Below are 24,076 nucleotides of genomic sequence, written 5' to 3' on the forward strand. Positions count from 1 at the left end.
CAGGCATTATGGCATCTTGGCCAGTGCATTTAAGGCCACACATAAGGTCAATATCGACCTTCAAATCGGTCAGGTGGTGATAGAAGTTGGGGAAAAACCTGCTTCCCTGCTCAGAAAGTGTCCTTGTTGCAAAACCGGGGAACTGCATACAGTGGCATGTTTTGACCAACGGGGGCCACCAGCCAACTGGTTTAAGAAAATCAGAAAGCAAAATAAAAAGCGCCAGTTAGCTTAATGGGACAGGTATGTCCAAAAGGGAAAAACCACCTAATAATCACGCTTAAAACATCATAAAAGTGACTTTAGCCTACTAAAAAAACAAAACAACGTAAAGGAAAAACCTATAACTACCTAACTTTTTCATCCTCCAACCATTGAAAAATAAAACAGGGAAAACCATTCCCCATAGTAATCCTAATTCCCAACACCCTTTCGTTCAACATTGCATTCAGACTAGGCTGTTCCAGCCGTCAGAATGCTTAGTTATTGTGGGTAGTGTTTTTATTTTGCTCGTTTTTCAATTTCATCTAATACAGAAGTCAGGTCTTCATTTATCTGTTTTCCACTAAATCTTAAAACGTCCACACCAATATCATTTAGTTTCTTGCTTATTTCTTTGTCTTTCATTTCATCGTGAAATTCCTTTCCGTCACAAAATATAGCAAGTTTTTTTTCAGGGAAATAGAAGTCAGCAGAAGTTATAAGTTGTTCTTGTCCTACCCAAATTTCATTTTCTTGCATTTGATAGTAGTTGGGAAAAATTTCTCTGTTTTTATAAAAGCACATCTGAATTTCAGGATACAGTTCTCTAAGGCTCAGTCCTTGTAAAACAAATAATTCGATTGGAGAATCACATCCCCATATTCTTCTCGGTCTTGTGTCTTGAAATTGCTTAAAATACAAATCAGTCTTGAATCGTCTGTATTTTGCATTGATTTGCTTACTAAATGTTGGGTTTTCTATTATTTGAACTTCTTTTTTGTCAAATACTGGTGAAAGAAAATACATTCCCCAAACAAAACCGATACAGTCAGAATATCCTTTATTAGGGATGCTAGAAAATACATTGTAGTGGGAAACATACCCGTCATACCAACCTTGAAATGGATTGAAGTCAGAATAAACATAACCACCTTCTTGACATAATTTTTCTAAGTCAAATTGTTTTAATAGATTAATATTCCAAGTGTCTATTTTCTTATTCTTCTCCATTGGAACTAGTGAAATACTATATGGTATTCCACGTAAAGCCTTGTCCCTTTCTTCTTTTAAAGTGTGAAAGTTCATTACTATTTGAATTGCTTGAAATTCAGTTGCTCCAATACTTTCATAATATTCATATTCTTCTGGAAGTGGATTAGTGAATATTACTGTTGATTCTTGATCTTCTACATTTCCGTTTTTTCCGATAAAATCAAACCTTGATTTAGTCAATGGTAAAATTCCATTTAAAGTATGAAAGTCTAAGTTTAGCAATGGAGGCAATTTATGATAGTCAGCATCCAGGTTAAAGCCAATAGGAAACTCCTTATAATACTTTAAATTTTCTTCCAAATATTTTGGTCTGTTTGCTATCATAGTCGTCTTTTAGCATTACCCTCAACGTTTGATGTAAGCGTAGTTGCGGATTTCAAGGCACTTACTTTCAATTTATCACTAAACTTTGTTCAAAGATATAAACTTTAAATTAAGCACAGAACCGCAATTACGTTTACATTTTGTTACCTGCTGGCTGTTTTATTAGATTCGATTGTCAATAAACAATGATAATCATTAAATTTAATATAAATTTACAAAAAATATAATTAAATGGAATTAAAATTTATTGGTCAAGGATTAGATTCAGAAAACGATATTGCAGCTGGTGATTATTTGATTGATTCTTTAAATGATGAAAGATATACTTCGTTTAAGGCTTTCGTTGCTTTTATAAGTAAAAGTGGCATTGAAAATATCATTGATGAATTAACAGGGTTTATAGGAAATGGCGGTTCTGTCTGCTTATATGTAGGTGTAGATTTGAATAGCACATCAAAAGAAGCCTTGGAAAAATTGATTGAATTAGGAATTGAAACCTACATAATATTTTCACCTAACAGTATAATTTATCATCCAAAAATATACACTTTTGAAGGTGATGAATATTCAAGAGCAATAATTGGTTCTTCAAATTTCACTAAAAGAGGACTTTTTCAAAGTATTGAAGCTTCGGTATCTGTAAGTTTTAATATTGAAGAGGATGAAACTGGGAATAATTTTCTAGCTGAAGTTTATGAATATTACAATACAATTTTAAATGATGAAAACCCAAGTTGCAATAAATTAACTCCAGAATTGTTAAAAATTCTTATTGACAGCAAAGTTGTCCTTCCAGAAGCTGTTAATTGGAAAAAACAGAATAAAGTAAATAAAGAATTTGGTTCAAAGGATTCAGCAGCTTACGATTCTTTACTCAAAAAATTTGGAAAACTTAAAGCAAAAAGACCTCCAAAAGGTTATAAAAAGGTTGTAACAAAAGAGGAAATATGTTTTAACGAAGATAAAGAAGAAAGCATAACTTCAGAAATTATTGAATTGGAAACTGGTTCAATGTGGATTGAAACAGGCAAGGTTACAGGAGGCTCAAAGAATCAACTTGATTTAAGTAAGCAGGGAAAACTAGATGATGAAATAATTCAAGGAAGTGTTGCATATTTTGGGATTGTACCTGATGAAATAGATACTATAAAACATATTGATATAAAATTAGGTGGTAAGCTTTATAAAGATAATCCTATTGAGTATAGATTAGGAAATAGTAATTGGAGATTATTATTAAAAGGTGTCACAGATGATGGAGATAAACTGACTTCAATATCTAGGATGCAATTAGGTCAAGAAGGTGGTTTTGTATATAAAATTCTATTATTCACTAAAATTCAAGATGAAATATATAAATTAGAAATACTTGATTTAAATGACAAGGAAACCTTAATAGAAAACTCAACTGTTTGGGGGAAAATGGGTCGAGGAAATACAGGTAGAGCCTATGGATTTATTTGATTTAAGTTTGGAATAACTCTCTATAAACCATTCTATATCATTTTCAGAATATTGTTTAATAAACGATCCTAAAAGAAGTCGTATTTCATTATTTCCTAGACGATATAGATAAATAAATAGCAAATCAATATATCTAATTATTTCAAATCTATTTAAGAGATTATTGTTTGAATTACTGTATTGATTAATATTTACAAGTTGCACAAGTTTTGTGTCATTTTTGTATAATAATGAAACTAAAAATGATATGTGATTTTTAACAGAAAGAACTGTATCATAAAGCTCTAATTTTTCATCTAATAGTTGATTATTAGGTACAGGAACTTGTTTGATTAAGTTTTGTGTTAAGTCTATTCCATTTATTTTTTTCTTTAATATAAAATCAAAAACTACTGAATTAAAAAGTCCATTTAAATAAAACAAATCATACTGATTAGTTGTTAAAAATTGAACTGATTGAGACGCTGGTATAAAAGGTAGTACAGTTGCAATACAAGTCCTAGTATTAGTTGCAGAAGTTAAACTTCGCCAGCATAACATATAATCTTCTGAATGATTTTTTGAAAGTTCCATCCATTTTTTTTCACTTATAAAATATCTCGACTCGGGATAAAATAATATATCTTCTTTTTCAGAATCATTAATTATTCTGGATGATGATTTATTACCATATCGTAATTTATCATCAACGTCATTAAAGCCAGAATACTTATTGTCAAATTGATTGAAAAATTTTCCTTCAAATATTCCTAAATTTTCAGATGTTTTATTTTAGTAATAAAAGCCGAATGGCTTGTGAAGTGAACTATTCGACCGAATTTCACATCATCATATACATCTTCGAAATAAGGATTGTTTTTTGAAACTCTAATTAAAAAATTGATTTCATCTTTATTTGAAAAATTTGGTAACATTCCTGTAAGAGGATTGATTAAAAATAAATCGCTACTCGATAATATAACAGTAGATTTCGATTTATTTAAATCATCACAATCTAATAGATTCATTGAAACAGAAAATGAGTTCGTTTTTGAATTACCTAATAACAGAAAGCAAAATCTCTCTCTACTATCAATATTGAATATTTTTTTTCGATTAATAAAGTCATAAATTGCAATTAAAGAATTGCTTTTTGAAAGAGTATTAAATAATAGTTTATTGACTTGACTTGTAACAATACTGCTTTTTAAAACCAATCCTATGACACCTCTTTTAGTTTTCAATTTATATGCTGCATCAGTAAACAAGGCATAAGTATTAAGCTCTCCCTTATGCGATAAATTGAAAAAAGAATCTTTTTTTAATTTAGCCTTTGCTAAATTAATTTCCTCCTTAAATGAATTAGCAAATTCTGCTAATTCAATATTTTTCTCCTTTAACTTTCTAATCTCTTTTGTCCTTGAGGATTTAAAATGTGCGTTGGAAATTATATTATCATAAAGTGCATAAAATTTCTTTTCTTCAAATCTAATTTTTTCCCAAGGAGGATTTCCGAGTATAACATCAACTTTCTTTAAATTTTTATTATCAACAGATAATTTACTATGATATATAAAGCCACTAGAAAATATTTTCTGTTTTTCAAATGAAGATTCTTCAAAATCTGAATGCAATAGAAAATTGCAATGACTGAAATTGTAATTAATTAGACTGTAACTTGAAGTTTGATTAATCTTCAATGTTAAAAGTATTTTAGCAACTTCGAGTGCTATACAATCTACATCATAAGCATAAATGTTTTTGGCAATGTTAACCAATAACACATCTTTTTCTGTTGAATTTAAATTGGATTTCTCGAAAAGGGTTACAAAATAAGAAATGACCTCTAAAAGAAAAATTCCACCACCACAAGAAAAGTCAGCAAATGTTATTTCTTTTAAATCATCCAATAGCTCTTTACTTATGTCTGTTTTTTTGGAGCTAGAAAGATTTTCAATATTATAATTAAGCTCAAAAAAAAGTGTCAATTGTTCTTTGCGTTATTTTCCTCGCTAAACTTTTAGGAGTATAGTAACTACCTAACTTATTTCTATAATTTTTGGCGTTTGAAATCGTTGTTTCAATATCACCAGTAAAAGATTCAATACTTAATAAATCTTCATATAATGTAATAATATCAACATCATCAATACTGCTGAAATTCGCAAAACTACTTTCAATGATTGATGATAAATCTTCTGGTATATCATTTAATATTGAAGAGAAGAAATTTTCTTTATGGAAATTAAGCTTTAGCCATTCGTTTGCTTCAACTAGAACAAGTTCACTTTTTCTGCTATTATTGTTTTTAAATATATAATTACAGCTATAAATGCTGCTCTTATTCTAAATCTCTCTTTATTAAGTTCAATAGGATTAATATTTTTAAAACCGTTAAATCTCAAGGAAAGATATTCCTTTAGTATAGCTGAAAATATTTCTAATGCTTTAATCATATTACTCTTGACCAACAATTACAGATTCATTATATATTGATACTAAAGGCTTATTCAAAAAACTAGTTTTATGGTGTTTAATAACAATGAGTGCGATTGTCTTATTCAAGTCTTTTAAATTTTTAGAAAAAAATNTTTATGTTTTAATGTCTGTACTAAACATTTAAATTAATTATCTTCTTTGAATAATCTGAAATATGATTAATTCCTAACTCAAAAAGAACCAATTTGTGAAGTAAATCTTTATAATATTTATCTTGTGTAGATTTCAATAGCTTAATATTATTAACAAGATGCGTATATATAACTTTAGGACTTAAATCATATATATATGAAAGTTCTTCCAATATACTTTCACTTCCAATAGAAAATCCATTAATTGTCTTACTTCTTGAAAGGCAATTGATGTCTATGCAATTACTTAAAAATGAATCTAATTCTATAATCGACAATTCCTTTTTGTTTTTTATTATAAAAAGGTGATTCTCCAACCATCCTTTTCATTTCTGCCAATTCTTCTTTCCCAAATTTGTATTCTCCTCGAATCCTATCTTCAATCTTAAATTCTAACAATAAGCGCTGAAAATCATTCTCTAAATCTTTCAATATGCATTCATTAATAAAATTGTCTAATTTTTTAATCGTAAAATAATCGATGTGATTAAATTCAAAATTCGGTAGTTTGTTTTTTAAATAATCATCCTTTAAATTGAGACATAACTCACTTTTATTAGATATATATTTAGAATCTAGTATGTTTTTAGCAACAGGAATATTAGAAATGTAACCTGCACTAATTGTGAATTTTGGATTAATTAATTTTAAAAGAAAAGTTGCAACTCTAGAGTTTAAAAATGCTAAATGAGCAAATTTGTCGCCTTTAATCACTTGAATTCCTGGACCAGAAGCTATAAATACTTGGTTGTTTTTTAAAATCCTTACATTTAATCCTAGAGTGCCAGTATCACTATATACTAACTCTGTGGAAGGGATTTTATTTATATTACGAAGAGCACTTCCTTTATTAGCTTTAATAAATTCTGCGTTTTCACCCCAAAGTACTTTGTAATAATTTAATCCAACCCATTTACTAAAACCACCACCTTTACTAACAAGTTTCCAGTCAGAGTTTCCATTTACTTCCCAAGCATACTTTACGAATTCTTTATTATTTCCTGTGGATGTACCTTGCATTGGGTTACCATAATCAGAATACAAATTGAATTTTTTAATAGTTTCAAATCTATCAGTTAGTTGGTAGTTAAACTCAAAGTTTTGATTATCTAAAAACGCATTCTGATTGACTGTATACACAACTTCTACAGGCATATTATTACTTGAAACTAATAACTTCTTTTCATTTCCTTTTTTATGCTTAAGATTAATAAATAAGGTAGGACTTGAATTTGATTTCTCTATGACACACAAGGCTATATTAGTTTTCTCTCCATTTATATCTTCAAAAGCATTGGTTCCTAAATCTACACAAACTCTTAAACTGTTTTCCTTTAAAAATAATTCTCTAAACCCTTTTAAAGAAGACAAATACATCCAGTTATTTTGAGTTACAATAGATAGTATATCGTTGTGATTCATTATCTGCATAATTCTTTGAATAAAAGAAACACATAAGTCTCCTTTACTTTCTGGGTATTTATTTAACAAGTAGTTTTTAAGAGTTACATCCATATCTCTTTTACCCATAAAAGGTGGATTCGTCAAAAATATTTTCTTAAGGTTATCTTGATTAATCCTTTTTAGTTTAGAGTTTATTGTTGCTCTATTAATTGAATTTGAAGTGATTTTAGTATTTAAAAAACCTAAATTGTCATTTTCTTTTCCTCCGAAAATATTAATTGATACTGACTTATCTGGTATTGAATATTGACAAGCATTAATGAATAAAGATAATGAGGCAATTTTTGAAAGATTGGAGTCTAAATCATAACCAACTATTGCATTATTTAATAACCAATCAACAATTTCATTATCTGTCCAATCTTTTTTGTGAGACTTAAACAAATAAAATAATCTTTCAAAAGAATAATTCAGAAAATTGCCTCCTCCAGACGCTGGGTCAATTATAACTATATCTTCGAGTTCTTGAGGTTTAATACTTAAAACTGTTTCATCCACTAAATATTTAACCATATAACTGTCAGTGAAAAACTGGGTTGTTAAAAGCAAATCAGCATCTTCAATCTTATTGTTATTCTGACCAGTCTTCTTAAACGCTTTGTTGGTTAATTCCTTTTTTAAATATTGAAAAGACCAAGAAATAATATCTATTATATCCTCATTTACATTTTCAAAACTTAACTGTAAATCACTAATAGTTGGAGTAAGTAATTTTGAATTAATGCTTTTTTTTGTCTCTTTAAATGATTCAATAAGTTCAGGAAATCTATCTTCAATTATTAGCAATTCGTCTTTAAAAGTCAATAATATATTATCAGAATGAATCTGATTTAATTGAATATTTGTTTTTCTATTTTTAAGAATAAAACTTGAAATCAACACAGAAAAAAACACACTTAAATCTGAAACAGAGATTTCTGCACAAGTTGTATTTAATTGGCTATTAAATTTTGAAATTATTTTCTTTATGTCTTGCTTCAAAATAATTATTTTTTATTCTTTTTATTATAATTTATCAATTGTTCATTCACTAGTTTAACAGCATTAAATGTAATATCGTTAGCACCATAATCTTTCAATATTTTTTCAGCAACGTGTTGTATTTTTAATTTTTCTTCCGATATTTTGTAATATTCTGCAAGTCGTTTTATTTGTTCTGAAGTTGGAAGTCGTTCACTTCTTTCTATTTTACTTAAAAGGGGAGAGTCTATATCAGTTCCTTTTGAAACCTGATGTAAAGTTTCACTCTTTAAAGTTCTTAACTCTCGTAGATATTTCCCTAATTCTAATTTATTTAAACCCATTTTGCTAACTATTGACTTGTCAAGTTTTGTCAAAAATACTAATAATATATTAAATTAGGAAGTTACTAGGGTGTTTTTTTTTGCTTGCAGGTAACTCGTTTATATGCGCAGTTTTATTGCACAATATAACCCTATATTGCTGACTTGGTGCAGTTTTACTTCCTATTATATTTTTATACCCATGTCCTCTATTGGGCTTCGGATCTCTTTAATTTCACGGTTACTTACCTGCAAATAATTTCTGTCGCTCTACTGCTTTGATGCCCAAGTAGCGCATGTGTGTACCTTATATCCCTCAGCCTTTCATGCAAATGTTTGTTCAGGAAGGTGGTACTGATGAGGAATAACCAGCTTTTTAATACCCCTTTTGAAGCCTATTATTTTTCAAAATAATGGTCTTACGCATAAGGTTGAAAAAATTGGTTACCACAAGATACAAAATTTCAGGATTTCCCTACTATCTAAATCGTTTGAAGTCACTATTTTGAACCCGGATTGTGTAAAAGGATTTCCTTAACTTTCTCAGGAAGCGTTGTAATCGCAAGAAAACAGGCTGTTTGGCTGATTTTGAAGCGACTTCAACACGGAATAGAAAGTCTATTGCCTATTTCGGGCTGAAACACATTGCCTTCCCAGCTACAGTTGCTCCTCCCTTCGATTAAGAAGAAGTGTAACCCCCTTTCCTTATCGGTACTTGGTGATAACAAATACTCCTATGTATTGTGTCAATAGGTGAAAAACCCAACCAAACGTAAAGATGAAAAGAACACGAATTAGTAAAAATAGGATCAGAATACACCTGAGGGTTTTGAGAAAACGGTGGCACATAAGATTCACCAGGTTTTCTCAAAAGCCCCCTAAATAAAACCAAGCAATCCTTCCAACTTCATGCCTCTACTCCCTTTGATTAGAATTTGATAATCTTCCAAATTGGAGTCCTGTAGCCAGTTCCTTAGGGAAAAAGGATCGGGAAAATAAAGGGCTTTGGGTGCTTTTGACAAGGCATACTGGGTGTCTTTTCCTGTAAAACAGATTTTATCCAAGGTCATTTTGTTGACAAGTTCTCCCAAATGCTCATGTTCAGCCTTGCTGTAATCCCCCAACTCATACATGTCGCCAAGGATTACCATCTTATGCTTTCTCTTATTTAGCTTTCCAAATGCATCAAGCGCAGCTTCCATGCTGGTAGGGTTGGCATTGTAGGCATCCAGTAATATCAGGTTGCTTCTTTTTTCGATGACCTGAGAACGCATGTTTTCAGGAACATAAGCAGTAATGGCTGCCGCAGCTTCCTTCATAGGAACCTCAAAAAAAACTGGCCACACATAGGGCTGCAGCAATATTGTCAAAGTTATAATGCCCTATTAGGTTGGAAACATAGTTTGTCTCATCGGGAGGCAGGCTAAAGGAGACATTAGGTGATGCGTTCAGGAATTCTACCTGGCAAAAATCAGCCTTTCCAGGAAACAGGACAGGATTTTTGAATCTCTTGATCATATTGGTAAAGATTTCTTGCCTCGAATTGATAAATACCTGACCATTCGTTTCCAGTAGAAACTGAAAAAGTTCTGTTTTTGTCTTCAATACGCCTTCCGTCCCTCCCATGCCTTCCAAATGGGCCTTGCCTATATTGGTAATCAACCCATGGCTAGGCAGGGCTATCCGACACAATTCATCGATGTCCCCTTGCTTGTTGGCCCCCATTTCTATTATGGCAATTTCAGTTTCCGGCTTCAATCCCAATAGGGTCAACGGAACCCCTATATGGTTGTTAAGATTGCCTTGAGTGGCCTGCACCTTGTACTTAGGAGACAAAGCCCTTATCAATAATTCCTTGGTGGTGGTCTTGCCATTGGAACCTGTAAGCCCTATGACAGGTAGGGACAATTGTTTACGGTGGTGCATGGCCAATTGCTGCAAAGCCACCAAAACGTCTTCTACTAAAAAATAGCTTTCATTCTCCACCACTTCCGGATCATCGACGACAACAGCTTTGGCACCTGCTTCCAGGGCTTTTTGCGCATATTGGTTCCCATCAAAAGAGGGCCCTTTTAAGGCAAAAACAAGTCTCCATCTGCAATGGTACGCGTATCTGTCGACACACGTGCTGAAGAAAGGAAAAGGGAGTACAATTGCGCTATTTTGTCCATAGTGGTTTTATGGTTTACTTTGATCAAACTTAAGACAGGTAATCTAAATGCTGAAATGAGAGACAAAAGTAATGCATCTGTTTTCAATTATGGCCGTTAAAGATGAAAAATACCTTTCTAAATGAATCGCAAAAATTTAATTTTGCCAGTACAGGAGATTTGAAGCCAATTCATTATTTTCACTTATGTTGACAAAAACCATTCGCTTACTTATACTATTTACCCTCTTTTATAATATTGCAAAGGCCCAATACAACTTTGCTTTCGAAACAAATTTGGAGGTATTGGACGAAAATGGTGAGGTCCTTCCCATGCCATTTGCTGGCGGGATAAATGCGGCACAACTCCAGCAATTTGACAGCAACAACAATGGTGAAGAGGAATTGGTAATTTGGGACATCAACTCAGGAAACATAAAGGTTTTTGAGAAAAATGGTACTGCCTATCGCTTTCTCCCGGGGGGAAGTTATTTGTTCCCTGAAGATGTCAATGCATTTCTGCTCCTGGTGGATTTTGATGGGGATGGTAAAAAAGATTTGTTTACCGGCTCTCCGTTTGGCATCAAGGCCTACAAAAACATTACCCCTCAGGACAGTGCTATACCAGTTTGGGAAGTCGCTCAAAGCTTTTTACGCCTGGAAAATGGATCTAACCTCACGGCCAATATATTGGACATTCCGCTAATTGAAGACCTAGACCAGGATGGGGATTTGGATGTACTAACTTTTAATTTTGCCTCAGGAGATTTTTTGGAGTACTACCAGAACACCAGCATGGAACGCAACGGCAGTCCTGACATTGACCAATTCAAGGCTTCTCAAAATCATTGGGGGAATTTTGAGTTTTGTGATTGTGGTGACATTAGTTTTGGTTTCACATGTGGTGGAAGCCCCATAAGTAACGCCCGGCTGGAGGCAGAAAGGTTGAAAACCCTTCATTCCGGTGGACATTCCCTACTATACAAAGACCTAAATCAGGATGGTATCAAAGACCTCCTTATGGGAAGGGATGAATGCAACAGCCTGTATTTCTTAGCCAATGAAGGGACAGATATAGCACCAGTTTTCACCTCTATCAGTACAAGCATCCCTCAATTTGGTCAATTGCCTCAATTCCCTATTTTCCATGCGGCTTATGTATTGGAAGAGGATTTGATTGTTTCTTCCCACTCTTCTGCCACTTCTTACAATTATAAAATAGACTTTGCGAAAGCACTGTACCGTATCCCACCAGGACCAAATACCAGCCCTGAACTGTTTTTAAAACCGGATATGCTGGAATTTGGAGAAAATTCCAGGCCTTTTTTTATTGGAAATAAATCCAATGGTGAACTCTTCATCGCAGCCAATACCAAGGTAGGAGACGATGTACAAGGGAGAATATTCGCTTATGAAATAACAGCAAATAAAGCCGTACTCACATCCAGTGATTATCTCAATATTAGTGAACTCGAATTAACAGAACCCAATTACCAAAGGTACACTTCCAAAGACAATCAATCTTTCCATATCATTGCAGGGGACATTTATGAAGAAAACGTCCCTTATAAAAAAATTTACGTGGCGCCTGTTGCCAGTCCTGAAGAACGCCATGAAATAATACTCCCTTCGCTTGTTTTGAGAGGTTTGGATCAGGTTCATCTTTTTCACGACCAAGCGAATGACTACCTGCTTTTGGCAAGACAAACCGGGGAGTTACTGCTTTATTCCTTGGACATTGACAAGGGATTTGAGGTGGATTTATTGGAAAATGATTTTTTAGGTTTTATAGACAATCCTGTCGCAAGAACACTATCCGTTGCCGTAAAATCAGGGGCATCTCCTTTGTTAATGGCTATCAACCAACAGGGAATCTTGTATGCGATTGAAGATTTTCTTCAGGAAAGCGAGAGGGTTCAAGTTGCTATTCATTTGTATGACCAAACATTTGACCCTACCAGGTTTGGCAGAAATACCTCCCTAACATTTGTGCCGGAATTGTTGGGAGAAGGTTTTGATTTGATCCTTGGAAGCAGAGCCGGTGGTTTGGAATACCTGAGCCAATTAGACGATGGAGGTTCCGAGCCCGGGTCTACTACTGAAATCTTACTCTTTCCGAACCCTACCAATGGACAAGAGTTTAAGTTAATCACCAATAGGGACGCAAAGCTAAACCTTTACAGTACTTCGGGAAAACTTATATACAAGGACATCGTCCTGATAAAAAATCAGGAAAACTTACTTAATAGCTATGGATTACCTCCAGGCTTGTACCTCGTCGAAGTTATCAATGAGGCCAATGAAAGGCATTATAGAAAGTTAGTCGTTAGTCCTTGATGGAGGAGTCATTAACTCAAAAAATTATCGTAAGAATCCCCCCTTAATCAAGGGGGATTTTCGGAAATTGGTATTTTATTGCTAAAAGTTAGAATTTATGTCGGCTCCTGAAATTTCGAATCAGAAATGTACTCGCTAATCCTGAAAAACCTCCCTTTTTTTAAAGGTGGATCAAGGGTTTTTTTTATTTAACCTGTAAACTATTTTTCAGTTCGGGTCACTCTATAGAAAAGCCATCCGCATCTTTCCATGCGGGGAATTTGGTACGGTAATCTACAAGCTCTTTTCCGCTCAACTCTACGATGGATATCTTTGCAGATTCACCAGATTGAATAATATCCTCGCCTTTGAATCCGTAAGCAGCAGAATGTCCACAATAACTTACACCATTTCCATCTTCACCTACACGGTTCACTCCAACGCAATAGCTAAGATTTTCTACGGCCCTGGCTCTGAGCAAGGCATCCCAGGCAGTTACCCTAGACGCAGGCCATGAAGCAATATAAAAAAGCAAATCATAATCCATTTCACCTTCAGGAGTGGAAGCATTTCTGGACCAAAGTGGAAACCTTAAATCATAACAAACCTGTGGTCGTATCTTCCAACCTTTGCAGGTAAAAGTTTATTTTCAAGCCCCATTGAAAAATAATTGTCTTCCCCAGCCATTCGGAAAAGGTGTCGTTTGTCATAGTGCAACAGCTCACCATCTGGAGTTGCCCAAAGCAAGCGGTTGTAATGCTTTCCTTCTGCTTTAATGATCACACTCCCTGTAATGATGGATTTCAACTGCCCGGCCATTTGAAGCATCCACTTGGTGGCATGCAGGTTCATGGGTTCTGACTGACTGGCGGAATTCATGGTAAAACCGGTAGTAAACATTTCCGGTAAGACGATAATGTCCACCTTTTGGTCCATCGCCCATAGCTTTTCCTCAAACATGGCAAGGTTAGCAGCGCTATTTTCCCAATAAAGATCAGATTGTACTAAAGCTAAGGTTAGATTTTGCATGATGACGACCTATAAAAAATTAAAACTCTTTAATCAGGGGTAAAGCATTCGGTAATCGGTTGACACTTTGCCTTTGCTAATATCCACCAATTTACCTTTTACCATTCTTCTTTTAAGGCCTTTGAGGTAATCCACAAATAGGATCCCTTCCAGGTGGTCATATTCGTGTTGAATAACCCTGGCGGTCATGCCTGAAAACTCTTCTTCTTTGAGATTCCAATTTTCATCAAAGTACTCAATGGTTAATTTTTCAGGTCTTGTTATTTCTGCCCTCACTTCTGGAATACTCAAGCATCCTTCTTCAAAGGTATATTTGTCTCCATATTCGTCAAGAATAATGGGGTTAATAAAAGCTTTTCTTATGCCTTTCTCGTCGTCTTCTTCGTCCAACATCAGGTTACTGTCGAGCACAAAAAGACGTATCCCCTTATTGATTTGAGGGGCAGCAAGACCTACACCATTGGCTTTGCCCATGGTGTCAAACATATCCGAAATTAACCCGCTAACATCATCACCTTCATGAATTTCTTCTGCCTCTTTCTTTAATACTTGGTGACCGTAAGCTACTATAGGGTATATCATTTTCTTTCTAAATATGTTTGTAAAATTATAGCGGCACTAATTTTATCCAGGTTACCCGCTTTTTCCATTCTATCTTTTTTCTTGCTTCCCATACTGATCATGGATTGCATGGCCATTTTGGAGGTGAAGCGTTCATCTACCAATTCAACCTTTATCTCAGGGAATATTTTCCTTAATTTTTTCTCCATGGCCACAACAGGTTGTGTCATGTTAGTATCCGTACCATCCAGGGATTTTGGCCATCCCAAAACTATTGTAGAGACCTCTTCCTTACTTGTGTAATTCTTTAGGTAATCCAACAATTTGTGTGTAGGTATAGTTTCCAAAGGACTTGCTACAATCACCAAAGGGTCAGTAACAGCTAAGCCAGTACGCTTAGTTCCCAGGTCAATGGCCAGCACCCTGCCCATCAATTGTTCTTAATTTGCAAACGAAGCTTTCTTAAAACCTCACGTTCAAGTTCTACTGCCTTTGGGAAAAGCAGGTCATTTTCAATTTTAGCATGTATCATTAATTCACTTTCGAGCTTTTGAAGTTCAAGGTACAATACACGCACAGATACGCTTGCGCTATTAGAAATCTGGTAATCGTTTGTAAGTTTCCTGATACCCTTCATTTCATCATCATGTGCATCATGCTCTTCAGCCATTTTCTGAATCGACGGTAAAGTAAAAACTTTAATCCCCTCAGACAATGGAACCGAACCATTTTCAATTTCATGCAAATAGGCAATCCTTTCAAAAAGGCTATCCTCCTCTTCATGAATGTGGTGAATAAAGTCGTCCACAAACAAGGGAAACATCAATCTCAAATCAGTGATCAGGCTTTTTTGGGATTTATCCATTTCGATTCCCTCCACCATACTGGTAAGGAAAGGCAAGGCCTGCCTGATAAAATGCCGGTGTTTTTTCTTGAGATATCCTACCAAAACGCCTATAGGATGAAGAAAGAGTTCATCTTTAGTTGGCTCTACCCTGCCAGCCCATTCTTCCAACTCAGCAATTACCTGGGAAGGGTTCACATTGTATTTGGCACAGACTTCTTTCAAGGAATGTTCCTCATGATGAAAGAAACTAATGCCAAAATAGTGCAGTACTTCAGCTAAAACATGGTTTTCAGTAACCAATTCTCCAATGGATTTTATATGTTTGTTTTCGGAAGAGTGCATTAACACAAAATTAAAAGAAATAAATGTAAAAAAAGTAAGTTAGCGCACCGATTTTAAAAATATTACGTTTATCTAAACGAAACGCCAGTAATAGATGTTTAATTGTAAAATTGGCGAAAAACCATTAAATTAAACGATGCTTTTCTTTGCATAAAAATATAAACAGGAACAACGTGAGCATAAAGAAGAATACGAAATCACAAATAAGACTACCAATTTTCCTGGCTTTGGGTATTTCGGCGGGTATTTGGATAGGAGCAACCTTTGCAGAACCCTCATCAGATAGAAATGATCTAAAATCAGCAATTTATAAATTGCAGGAGATCATTACTTACATCAACAGGGATTATGTAGACAGTGTAGATACCAACGAGTTGGTAGAATTTGGCATTGAAAAAATGCTCGGGAAACTTGATCCTCACTCCAGTTATATTCCAGCGAAGGATGCAGCCTTGGCAAAGTCTCAGCTAGATGGAGAATTTGACGGGATAGGCATTGAGTTTGGTATTTTAAGAGACACCATATATGTGGTATCCCCTTTAACCGGTGGGCCTTCTGAGAAGATAGGTTTGCTACCAGGAGATCAAATCGTAAAAGTAGATGGTGAAACGGTAGCAGGAACAGGTATTACCAATAGAGATGTTTTTGATTTACTACGTGGGCCAAAAGGCAGTCAGGTAGAAATTGCTATTAAAAGAAAGCGAGAAGAAGACCTTCTGGACTTTAAAATCACACGTGATAAAATACCTCAATACAGTGTGAACGCCGCTTACATGATAGACGGTGAAACAGGTTATATTAAAATAACCCGATTTGCAGCCAACACGCATGAGGAATTTAGAAGTGCTTTGGAAGAATTGAAGGCTGAGGGAATGAAGCGTTTAATAATGGATCTTCAGGGAAATCCTGGAGGCTATATGGGAGCGGCCATAAATATTGCAGATGAAATGTTGAAAGACAAGGCTGTAATTGTTTCTCAAAAAGGAAAACTGGATAGATACAATCAGGAAGCTTTTGCAGTTCGCCCTGGCGCATTTGAAGAAGGCGCAGTGATTGTCTTGGTAAATGAAGGAAGTGCTTCCGCCTCTGAAATTGTAGCCGGTGCCATACAGGACAACGATAGAGGGCTAATTGTAGGCCGGAGATCTTTCGGTAAAGGACTTGTGCAGATGCCTATAGATTTATCGGACGGTGCTGAATTAAGACTTACCATTGCCAGGTACTATACGCCTTCGGGAAGATCCATTCAGAAACCTTATGGGGAGAGCGAAGAAGATTATGCCATGGATTATTACAATCGACTAGAGCATGGAGAATTCTTTAGTGCTGACAGCATAGACTTTAACGACACCTTGAAATACGAAACTTTGAAAGGAAGAACCGTATATGGCGGAGGTGGTATCATGCCTGATTACTTTGTTCCTATGGATACAAGTATGTCAAGCTCTTATGTCAACAGGCTGTTTAGCTCTGAGTCATGGAGGGAATACATCTTGGATTACCTGGATATAAATAAAAAGAAATTTGATAAAATGTCTTTTGAGGCATTTAACAAAGACTTCGAAATTACGGATGCGATGCTAAGTGATTTGGTCAAAACAGGAGAAAAATACAAGGTGAAGTTCAATGAAAAGGACTTTGCTAAATCGAAAAACTATTTAAAGATTCTCCTCAAAGCCCACATGGCTAGAAACATCTACGATGATGACGCCTTTTATAAGGTGATTAACGAGGTCAATGAAATTTACCAACAAGCAATAAAGCTGCTGGACAATGCAGGGGCTTTGGCTTTCTTTAAAGAAGAATAATAACATTATCACCATATAAGCCGGGGGAACAATTTCTCCGGCTTTTTTTGTGCCTTAGTAATTTTAACCCGAAATAGGCAATAGATCATCTATTACGTGATGAAATTACTCATCACGAACCCTATTGTATAATCCGGGTTTAACTTAAAAAATACAATCCAGATTTAAACCCTAACCCGCTACTCCAAATGAGTGAATCTGTTCAAATTAAATTTAATCATTACGCCATTTACGCACGTAACCTTGAAGAAACCAATGACTTTTACAGTGAGGTTATTGGCCTTCAAAAAATTGAGGATCCCTTTAAAGATCACTTACATACTTGGTTCGATATTGGACATGGACTTTCTGTACATGTAATAGCAAGAGAACAGCCTTGGAAAGAACAAAAAGTAGATCGAACCAACCACATATGCTTTTGCGTCAAAGACCTGGAAGGTTTTATGGAGAAATTGAATAAACATGAGGTGCCTTTTGGGGATTCAAAAGGCAGTAATGGGAAGGTTAACCTCCGCCCGGATGGTATTAGGCAGATATTCTTTCAAGATCCAAACGGCTATTGGCTAGAAATCAACGATGATGTTTAAAAGGAAAATCGTCTGTCCTTTATTGGAAATGCTAAATAAAAATAAAAGGAGGGGCTAGAATGCCCCTCCTTTTATGCCTACTCTTTATAAATATCACTTGGCCATTTGTCATTGGCAATATTAATGTCTGGAAGCACTTTGTCAGGGTCAATTTCAACACCGACCAGCTGTTTGTTGGATTTGTGTTGGTAATTCCAACTGTCTCCCCTTTGCCATATTTCTACAGGCAACATTATTCTTTCCTTGCTGCCATCTGCATAGGTTAGGCCCAATTTCACAGGCATTGGCACGCCACCTTTATTGCTTAAAATCACCACCTGATCATTGCCATAAGGCACTACATTTTCTATGGCCAGATCAATATTATCAGTGCCATAAAACCAGGACTTCCAAAACCAGGAAAGGTTTTCTCCTCCTACATTTTCGATGATATTGAAGAAATCATTTGGCTGGGGATGCTTGTAAGCCCATGCTTCAATATAAGCCTTAAAGGCATTGTCAAAACGCTCTTCACCCAATATATACTCCCTTAAAAGAAACAACCCAATGGCTGGTTTCATATAGGCAATCATCCCTAAGTTTGAGGTATTGGCAACATCAGGATAAGTGTCGATTCCTTCCCTATCTTCGCTGTTTAGCCAGTTTACGTATTTTCTTGTTTGCTGTAAGTCAGAACCATACTCTCCCTCGTTGAATGCGACAGAACTGTAATGGTTGATAAATGAATTGAACCCTTCGTCCATCCATGCATAACGCCTTTCATTCGTTCCTACAATCATAGGGAACCAATTGTGACCAAACTCATGGTCTGTCACGCCCCAAAGGGAACCTTCTTTGCTTTTATAGCTACAGAAATTCAAACCAGGGTATTCCATACCGTTAATGTCTGCCGCAACATTTACTGCCGCGGGGTAAGGATAAGGATACCATTTATTGGAGTAATGTTCGATAGACGCCTTGCTGTATTCTGTAGAACGGCTCCAGGCATCCTGTCCGTCACTTTCTTTTGGGTAAACAGATTGCGCAATGGCCTTTTTACCTTCAGGTAAATTTATTTGGGCAGCATCCCAGATAAAAGCCTTAGAAGAAGAAAAGGCTACATCTCTGGCATTTTCTATTTTGAAGTGCCAGGTAAGGGTACCCTCCTGTTTCGGTCTGGTTAATTCTGGCTTTAAAACCTCCTCAGGTTTTACGAGATAAACAGTTGTGTCGCTATTGCTTGCCTTTTCTAATCGTTCCAATAAAGTCCCATTCAGTACTTCTTTGGGATTCTGAAGTGCACCCGAACCTACCACAATATGGTCATAAGGAACGGTCACTTTATAATCAAAGTCACCATAGTCCAGGTAAAACTCTCCTGCTCCAAGGTATGGCTCTATGTTCCAACCCTCCACATCATCAAAAACCGCTACTTTTGGATACCATTGCGCCAAAGCGTATATGGTACCATCAGCTACAGTCAGCCTTCCCATTCTGTCCATGCCTTTTACAGGAACCTTAAATGTGAAATTCATTGAAACAGTGGCCACTCCACCCTTAGCAGGAATAGGTTCATTAAAGAAAACCTGCATCCTCGTATCTGTAATGATATGTTTTGAAGAAACCGTACTTCCTCTTTTACTCAATTGTGCAGCTACATTATTGATCGTATAGCCACCATCAATATCACCATTGTACCTATTGCCCTGAATAGGTGTAGTAAGTGTACCCCTGGAATCTGGCGTAAACCTGTTTTGCTCCAGGTGAAGCCAAATAAATGACAAACTTTCCGGACTATTATTGGTATAGGTAATGTCTACCTTACCAGTAACGGTATGCTCGTCTTCATCAATGGTAACAGCAATTTTATAATCGGCTCCATTTTGCCAATAGTCTGGCCCTGGCTTGCCTGAAGCAGCCCTATAGGCTGAACCTTGACGGTAGGTAAATTCATTGAAGTCATTCTGGTTATTGCTTTCCACCTGGGCCAAAACCCAATTGCTGGAAAACAAAAAGGCTACAACCAGCCATTTGCTTAGATGATTATATTTCATAATTCTTTTTTTGCTAAATTAAAAGAATTGAGTAACAAAAAGGAATTCACAGGTATTATTCGTTCTTTAACTTGCAATGTCTGGAACAAAAAAAGCCATCATATCAGCTAAAAATTAAAAGTTTATTTCGTTAAATACAGGTCTCTTTATTAGAACTATAAGTTTGCGGTCTTGAACGACTACGATCTTCGGATTTGTATTTCTAAGTTTTTGAAGGGTACTTTGGGCCGCAAATAACTATTCATATGAAATACTGCCTACTATTAAGCTTTCTTTTGCTCAGTGCATTAACCACACTGGCCCAAAATGACAGCATCACGCATACCTTGGATGAAGTAATCATTAAGGAGAATAGGATGAAAATCCCCTTTTCCAAGAGCTCCCGAAACATAAATATTATCCATAGAAAGGAAATTGAAACAACCCCAGGAAGGAGCCTACAGGAAATCCTTTCTTTCACACCAGGCATTGACGTTAGGCAAAGAGGAGTAAGTGGTGTGCAGGCAGACATAGGCATACGAGGTGGCTCTTTCGAGCAAACCCTTATGTTGGTCAATGGAATCAAGCTTTCAGATCCGCAGACAGGCCACCACATGGTCAATATCCCCGTACCCTTGTCCAGTGTGCAGAGAATTGATGTACTCAAAGGACCTGCTTCCAGAATATACGGGCAGAATGCCTATGCTGGTGCAATAAACATAGTTACGGAACTATCTGATAGGTTCAACGTGAACGGAGGCGTTTACGGTGGTGATTTTGGCATGAGAGGAGGTTCTATTCAAGCGTCTCTACCGATAGGGAAGTTAAAACAAAACATCTCAGTTGCTCACGATGCCAGCGATGGCCATTGGCACAACAGCGATTATTCGATCAATACCCTGTTCTATGAAGCTGGAATAGCCTTGACAAATTCGCAGGAATTAAAAACCATCCTGTCTTTTGCCAATAGGGACTTTGGCGCAAATGGTTTTTATACAAGCACCTTCCCTGACCAATGGGAAAGCGTCCAAACCAGCCTGGCGGCCATCAGCCATACGCTGGAAAAAGGCAATACTTATCTTCAGACACGGGCTTATTGGAGAAGTAATAAAGACGAATTCAGGTTGGTAAGAAATGATCCTTCCTTTTTCCAAAACCAACATACTACCAATGTCTACGCCCTAGAAATCAATGGTCGTCAGGACACAGATTTTGGTACTGTAGGCTATGGAGTCGAAGGAAGGCAGGAAGAAATAGACAGCAATAATCTCGGCTTGAGAGAAAGGACCATCATGGGCGCTTTTTTAGAACACCGCATGAATTTCTCTAAACATGGGGACGTTAGAGCTGGGCTCTATTCCAATTATTATTCAGAATATGGATGGAAACATTTTCCAGGAGCTGAGGTTGGTTATCAACTCAACCCATGGCTGAGAACCTACGCCAATTTTGGTATGAGCTTCCGAATCCCTACTTATACTGATTTGTACTATGTTGGTCCTACCAATATAGGCAACGAGGAGCTGAAACCTGAAAAAGCGATCAATTATGAAGGTGGATTTAAAATTTTGAAAGAAGGATTCAGAGCAGAAATAGTGTATTTCAACAGACATACCGACAACCTGATAGAATGGACCAGAGCCGATACTGAATCGCCATGGAAGCCTCAAAATTTTAACGAGGTCACCTTTCAGGGAATAGAAACGGGATTCCATTATCAATTTGCTGATACGCAAAAGGATTTAAAATTAAGTGAAATTAGCCTCAGTTATAACTACATAGATGCCAACCTCATTGAGAAAGAAGGCATAGAAACGAGGTATTCCCTAACAGCTTTGCGTCACCAGTTAATCACCGGTTTGCAGCTCACTTTTAAAGAAAGCTTTGAACTTACCGCTAAAATGAGGTACATAGAAAGGATGAGTTTGGACCCCTATTTTCTATTTGATGCCCGTTTGGATTATAATCGCTTGAAAAAATTCAGCTTTTTTACAGAAGTTTCGAACATTAGCAATACGGATTATGTAGAAGCCGGAACCGTGCAAATGCCGGGAAGATGGGCACGAGCGGGAATGAATTTCAGGTTAAAGTAAGTGAATTTAGGGTAGGAAAAGAAAACTTCGATTCCATCTAACTCTTTATAGCTTAACATTACATTCTATGCTCATGTTAAGCTAAAAAATTCAATAAATCCGAAAAACCCCACCGAGGTGGAATTTTTGTACCCAATGGCGGCAGCCCTAGGGTTAGAGAAATATATAATATACAATTTTGGCTTCAAAACATTACTAATCGATGTATTCGAATCCGGGTTAAAGCAAAGAAGCCCCTGCATACGGAAATTATCCATTTGCAGGGGCTTTTCCACTACCTAAAGAAATTTAGACAGTTCCTTTATTTATTTTTTCCGTGCTTCCAGATAAGCATCCAGGTATTTTTTATCATTCTCGTCACTGTCTCCGTATTTTTCACGGAGTCCTTTCAGCCTTTCATGCATCATGGTCCTTACCTCTGCATATTCTGGATCGTCATATACATTGTTCATCTCAGAAGGATCTGTTTTCAAGTCATACATTTCCCACTCGTCAATGTCATAATAGAAATGCATCAACTTGTAGCGGTCTGTGGCCACCCCATAATGACGCTTTACCATGTGTACAGAAGGATACTCATAATAAGTGTAATAGACAGCATCTCTCCATTCACCTGATTCTCCACTGACCAATTTTCGGAACGATTCTCCCTGCATTTCTTTAGGTGTTTCAACACCCGCATAATCCAAGAAGGTAGGCGCAAAATCTAGATTCTGAACCAATTTATCGATTTTGGTCCCTGCTTTTATTTCCTTTGGATATCGAACCAAAAGAGGCGTTCTGAAGGATTCTTCATACATAAAACGCTTGTCAAACCAACCATGCTCACCCAAATAGAATCCCTGATCGGAAGTATAGACTACTATTGTATTCTCTGCAAGACCATTAGCCTCCAGGTAATCCAGCACCTCACCTACTCCATCATCTACTGACTTGATTGTTCTTAAGTAATCTTTAATGTAACGGTTAAATTTCCAATGAGCGATTTCTCTCTTTTTCTCAGCACTAAAAGTAGATTCATCTCCTTGCCCAAAAGCCTTTTTAAAAGCTTCATTTTTTGGATCATAGGCCGCTTTCCACTTGGCCAGTTGTTCAGGATTAAAACGCTTTAATTCATTGGCAAAACCAGTACTGTCACCGTAAGGATCCACTTCCATTTTAAAATCATGTCCCCATCGGGCATGTCCATCTATTTCCATCTCTTGTGTCTTGGCAGCAGTGCCTCTACCCACATAGTTGGTTTCCTGGTCAAAGAAACTGGCTGGAGGGGTGAAATCCTTGTCATCATACAAGGTCAGGTATTCTTCTGCGGGTTTCCAGTTTCTATGAGGTGCCTTTTGATGGTACATCAATGCAAAAGGTTTTTCTTTATCCCTTCCAGTTTCCAACCATTTTAAAGCTTCATCTGTGGTAATGTCGGTCACATAACCCTCAAACCTTGTTTTCTTACCATCTACCAAAAAGTCTGGATTGTAATAATTTCCTTGTCCAGGCAAAACCATGGAATAATCAAAACCCTGAGGCAATCCATCCAAGTGGATCTTTCCGATCAAAGCTGTTTGGTAACCATTAGCCTGTAATAGCTTCGGGAAATTGTCTTGGTTCCAATCAAAGGGTTGAACATTGTCTACCTTACCATTGACAAAACTGTGTTTACCAGTAAGAAGTACTGCCCGGCTAGGCGCACAAATGGAGTTGGTAACGGTGGCTCTGGTAAAGATCGCCCCTTCATTCGCAATCCGGTCTATATTCGGCGTTTCATTTAAATCATGCCCATAAGCGCTGATCGCCTGATAAGCATGATCATCTGACATGATAAAGAGGATATTGGGTGGTTTTTCATCCGTATTTTCCTCCTCTTTGGTATTACATCCTGTTGCCATATAGACAATTGCAGCCATGTAAAAGATTAATTTGAGTTTACAAAAATTCAT

At 36.2% G+C, this 24,076-nt stretch carries 17 protein-coding genes and 2 pseudogenes; 6 read left to right on the forward strand and 13 right to left on the reverse strand.

The features are described from left to right. A pseudogene (locus ADICYQ_RS28325) lies at window positions 1-235 on the forward strand (IS91 family transposase); the annotation flags it as partial. A gap of 266 nt (window positions 236-501) precedes the next feature. On the opposite strand, the gene ADICYQ_RS06290 reads toward ADICYQ_RS28325, so the two are convergent. After that, window positions 502-1,578 carry a DUF559 domain-containing protein gene (locus ADICYQ_RS06290; protein ID WP_020891826.1) on the reverse strand — a complete coding sequence of 359 codons (1,077 nt, stop codon included), beginning with the start codon at window positions 1,576-1,578 and terminating at the stop codon, window positions 502-504. A gap of 231 nt (window positions 1,579-1,809) precedes the next feature. Here ADICYQ_RS06290 and ADICYQ_RS06295 point away from each other — a divergent pair, with 231 nt between their 5' ends. Next, window positions 1,810-3,042 (forward strand): phospholipase D-like domain-containing protein, encoded by a 1,233-nt coding sequence (locus ADICYQ_RS06295; RefSeq protein ID WP_020891827.1) that lies wholly within the window; start codon window positions 1,810-1,812, stop codon window positions 3,040-3,042. Here ADICYQ_RS06295 and ADICYQ_RS27070 read toward each other — a convergent pair. The 5 genes and pseudogenes from ADICYQ_RS27070 to ADICYQ_RS06325 form a co-directional block, all read right to left on the reverse strand. Continuing rightward, window positions 2,983-3,615 (reverse strand): hypothetical protein, encoded by a 633-nt coding sequence (locus tag ADICYQ_RS27070; protein ID WP_152520467.1) that lies wholly within the window; start codon window positions 3,613-3,615, stop codon window positions 2,983-2,985. The two genes, ADICYQ_RS06295 and ADICYQ_RS27070, sit on opposite strands and share 60 nt — an antisense overlap. Window positions 3,616-3,791: 176 nt before the next feature. Next, a complete protein-coding gene (locus ADICYQ_RS06300) occupies window positions 3,792-5,009 on the reverse strand; it encodes an Eco57I restriction-modification methylase domain-containing protein (RefSeq protein ID WP_020891828.1) in 1,218 nt (405 codons plus the stop codon). Window positions 5,010-5,894: 885 nt separating this feature from the next. Next, window positions 5,895-8,096 (reverse strand): Eco57I restriction-modification methylase domain-containing protein, encoded by a 2,202-nt coding sequence (locus ADICYQ_RS06315; protein WP_020891830.1) that lies wholly within the window; start codon window positions 8,094-8,096, stop codon window positions 5,895-5,897. A 5-nt stretch (window positions 8,097-8,101) separates the two neighbouring features. Continuing rightward, window positions 8,102-8,419 (reverse strand): helix-turn-helix domain-containing protein, encoded by a 318-nt coding sequence (locus tag ADICYQ_RS06320; protein ID WP_020891831.1) that lies wholly within the window; start codon window positions 8,417-8,419, stop codon window positions 8,102-8,104. Window positions 8,420-9,276: 857 nt separating this feature from the next. Further along, window positions 9,277-10,569 (reverse strand): annotated as a pseudogene (locus ADICYQ_RS06325) (UDP-N-acetylmuramoyl-tripeptide--D-alanyl-D-alanine ligase). Between the two features lie 185 nt (window positions 10,570-10,754). On the opposite strand from ADICYQ_RS06325, the gene ADICYQ_RS06330 reads away from it, so the two are divergent. Next, window positions 10,755-12,884 carry a T9SS type A sorting domain-containing protein gene (locus tag ADICYQ_RS06330; RefSeq protein WP_020891836.1) on the forward strand — a complete coding sequence of 710 codons (2,130 nt, stop codon included), beginning with the start codon at window positions 10,755-10,757 and terminating at the stop codon, window positions 12,882-12,884. Window positions 12,885-13,101: 217 nt separating this feature from the next. Here ADICYQ_RS06330 and ADICYQ_RS29575 read toward each other — a convergent pair whose 3' ends face one another. The 5 genes from ADICYQ_RS29575 to ADICYQ_RS06350 are packed head-to-tail and all read right to left on the reverse strand — an operon-like array spanning window position 13,102 to window position 15,642. After that, on the reverse strand, window positions 13,102-13,482 hold the full coding sequence (locus ADICYQ_RS29575) for a nitrilase-related carbon-nitrogen hydrolase (RefSeq protein ID WP_316929271.1): 381 nt from the start codon (window positions 13,480-13,482) through the stop codon (window positions 13,102-13,104). Then, complete coding sequence (locus tag ADICYQ_RS29580) at window positions 13,455-13,892, reverse strand: nitrilase-related carbon-nitrogen hydrolase (RefSeq protein WP_020891838.1); 438 nt, start codon at window positions 13,890-13,892, stop codon at window positions 13,455-13,457. Before ADICYQ_RS29580 ends, ADICYQ_RS29575 begins: the two co-directional genes overlap by 28 nt. A 33-nt stretch (window positions 13,893-13,925) precedes the next feature. After that, on the reverse strand, window positions 13,926-14,474 hold the full coding sequence (def, locus tag ADICYQ_RS06340; RefSeq protein WP_020891839.1) for a peptide deformylase: 549 nt from the start codon (window positions 14,472-14,474) through the stop codon (window positions 13,926-13,928). Further along, the gene (gene ruvX, locus ADICYQ_RS06345; protein ID WP_020891840.1) at window positions 14,471-14,884 is read right to left on the reverse strand and encodes a Holliday junction resolvase RuvX; all 414 of its coding nucleotides are present in this window, start codon (window positions 14,882-14,884) and stop codon (window positions 14,471-14,473) included. The genes def and ruvX overlap by 4 nt, the downstream gene beginning before the upstream one ends. Next, complete coding sequence (locus ADICYQ_RS06350) at window positions 14,884-15,642, reverse strand: hemerythrin domain-containing protein (protein ID WP_020891841.1); 759 nt, start codon at window positions 15,640-15,642, stop codon at window positions 14,884-14,886. The genes ruvX and ADICYQ_RS06350 overlap by 1 nt, the downstream gene beginning before the upstream one ends. Before the next feature lie 173 nt (window positions 15,643-15,815). Between ADICYQ_RS06350 and ADICYQ_RS06355 the strand changes: the two genes are divergently transcribed. Then, a complete protein-coding gene (locus ADICYQ_RS06355; protein WP_020891842.1) occupies window positions 15,816-17,450 on the forward strand; it encodes a S41 family peptidase in 1,635 nt (544 codons plus the stop codon). Window positions 17,451-17,638: 188 nt separating this feature from the next. Beyond that, on the forward strand, window positions 17,639-18,037 hold the full coding sequence (locus ADICYQ_RS06360) for a VOC family protein (protein WP_020891843.1): 399 nt from the start codon (window positions 17,639-17,641) through the stop codon (window positions 18,035-18,037). Between the two features lie 77 nt (window positions 18,038-18,114). Here the strand turns inward: ADICYQ_RS06360 and ADICYQ_RS06365 are convergent, their stop codons facing one another. Further along, on the reverse strand, window positions 18,115-20,070 hold the full coding sequence (locus ADICYQ_RS06365) for a M1 family metallopeptidase (protein ID WP_020891844.1): 1,956 nt from the start codon (window positions 20,068-20,070) through the stop codon (window positions 18,115-18,117). Window positions 20,071-20,315: 245 nt separating this feature from the next. Here ADICYQ_RS06365 and ADICYQ_RS06370 point away from each other — a divergent pair, with 245 nt between their 5' ends. Further along, window positions 20,316-22,142 carry a TonB-dependent receptor plug domain-containing protein gene (locus ADICYQ_RS06370; RefSeq protein ID WP_040414849.1) on the forward strand — a complete coding sequence of 609 codons (1,827 nt, stop codon included), beginning with the start codon at window positions 20,316-20,318 and terminating at the stop codon, window positions 22,140-22,142. A gap of 305 nt (window positions 22,143-22,447) precedes the next feature. Here the strand turns inward: ADICYQ_RS06370 and ADICYQ_RS06375 are convergent, their stop codons facing one another. Then, the gene (locus ADICYQ_RS06375) at window positions 22,448-24,076 is read right to left on the reverse strand and encodes a sulfatase family protein (protein WP_040414851.1); all 1,629 of its coding nucleotides are present in this window, start codon (window positions 24,074-24,076) and stop codon (window positions 22,448-22,450) included.

This window comes from Cyclobacterium qasimii M12-11B (assembly GCF_000427295.1).
GTDB lineage: Bacteria > Bacteroidota > Bacteroidia > Cytophagales > Cyclobacteriaceae > Cyclobacterium > Cyclobacterium qasimii.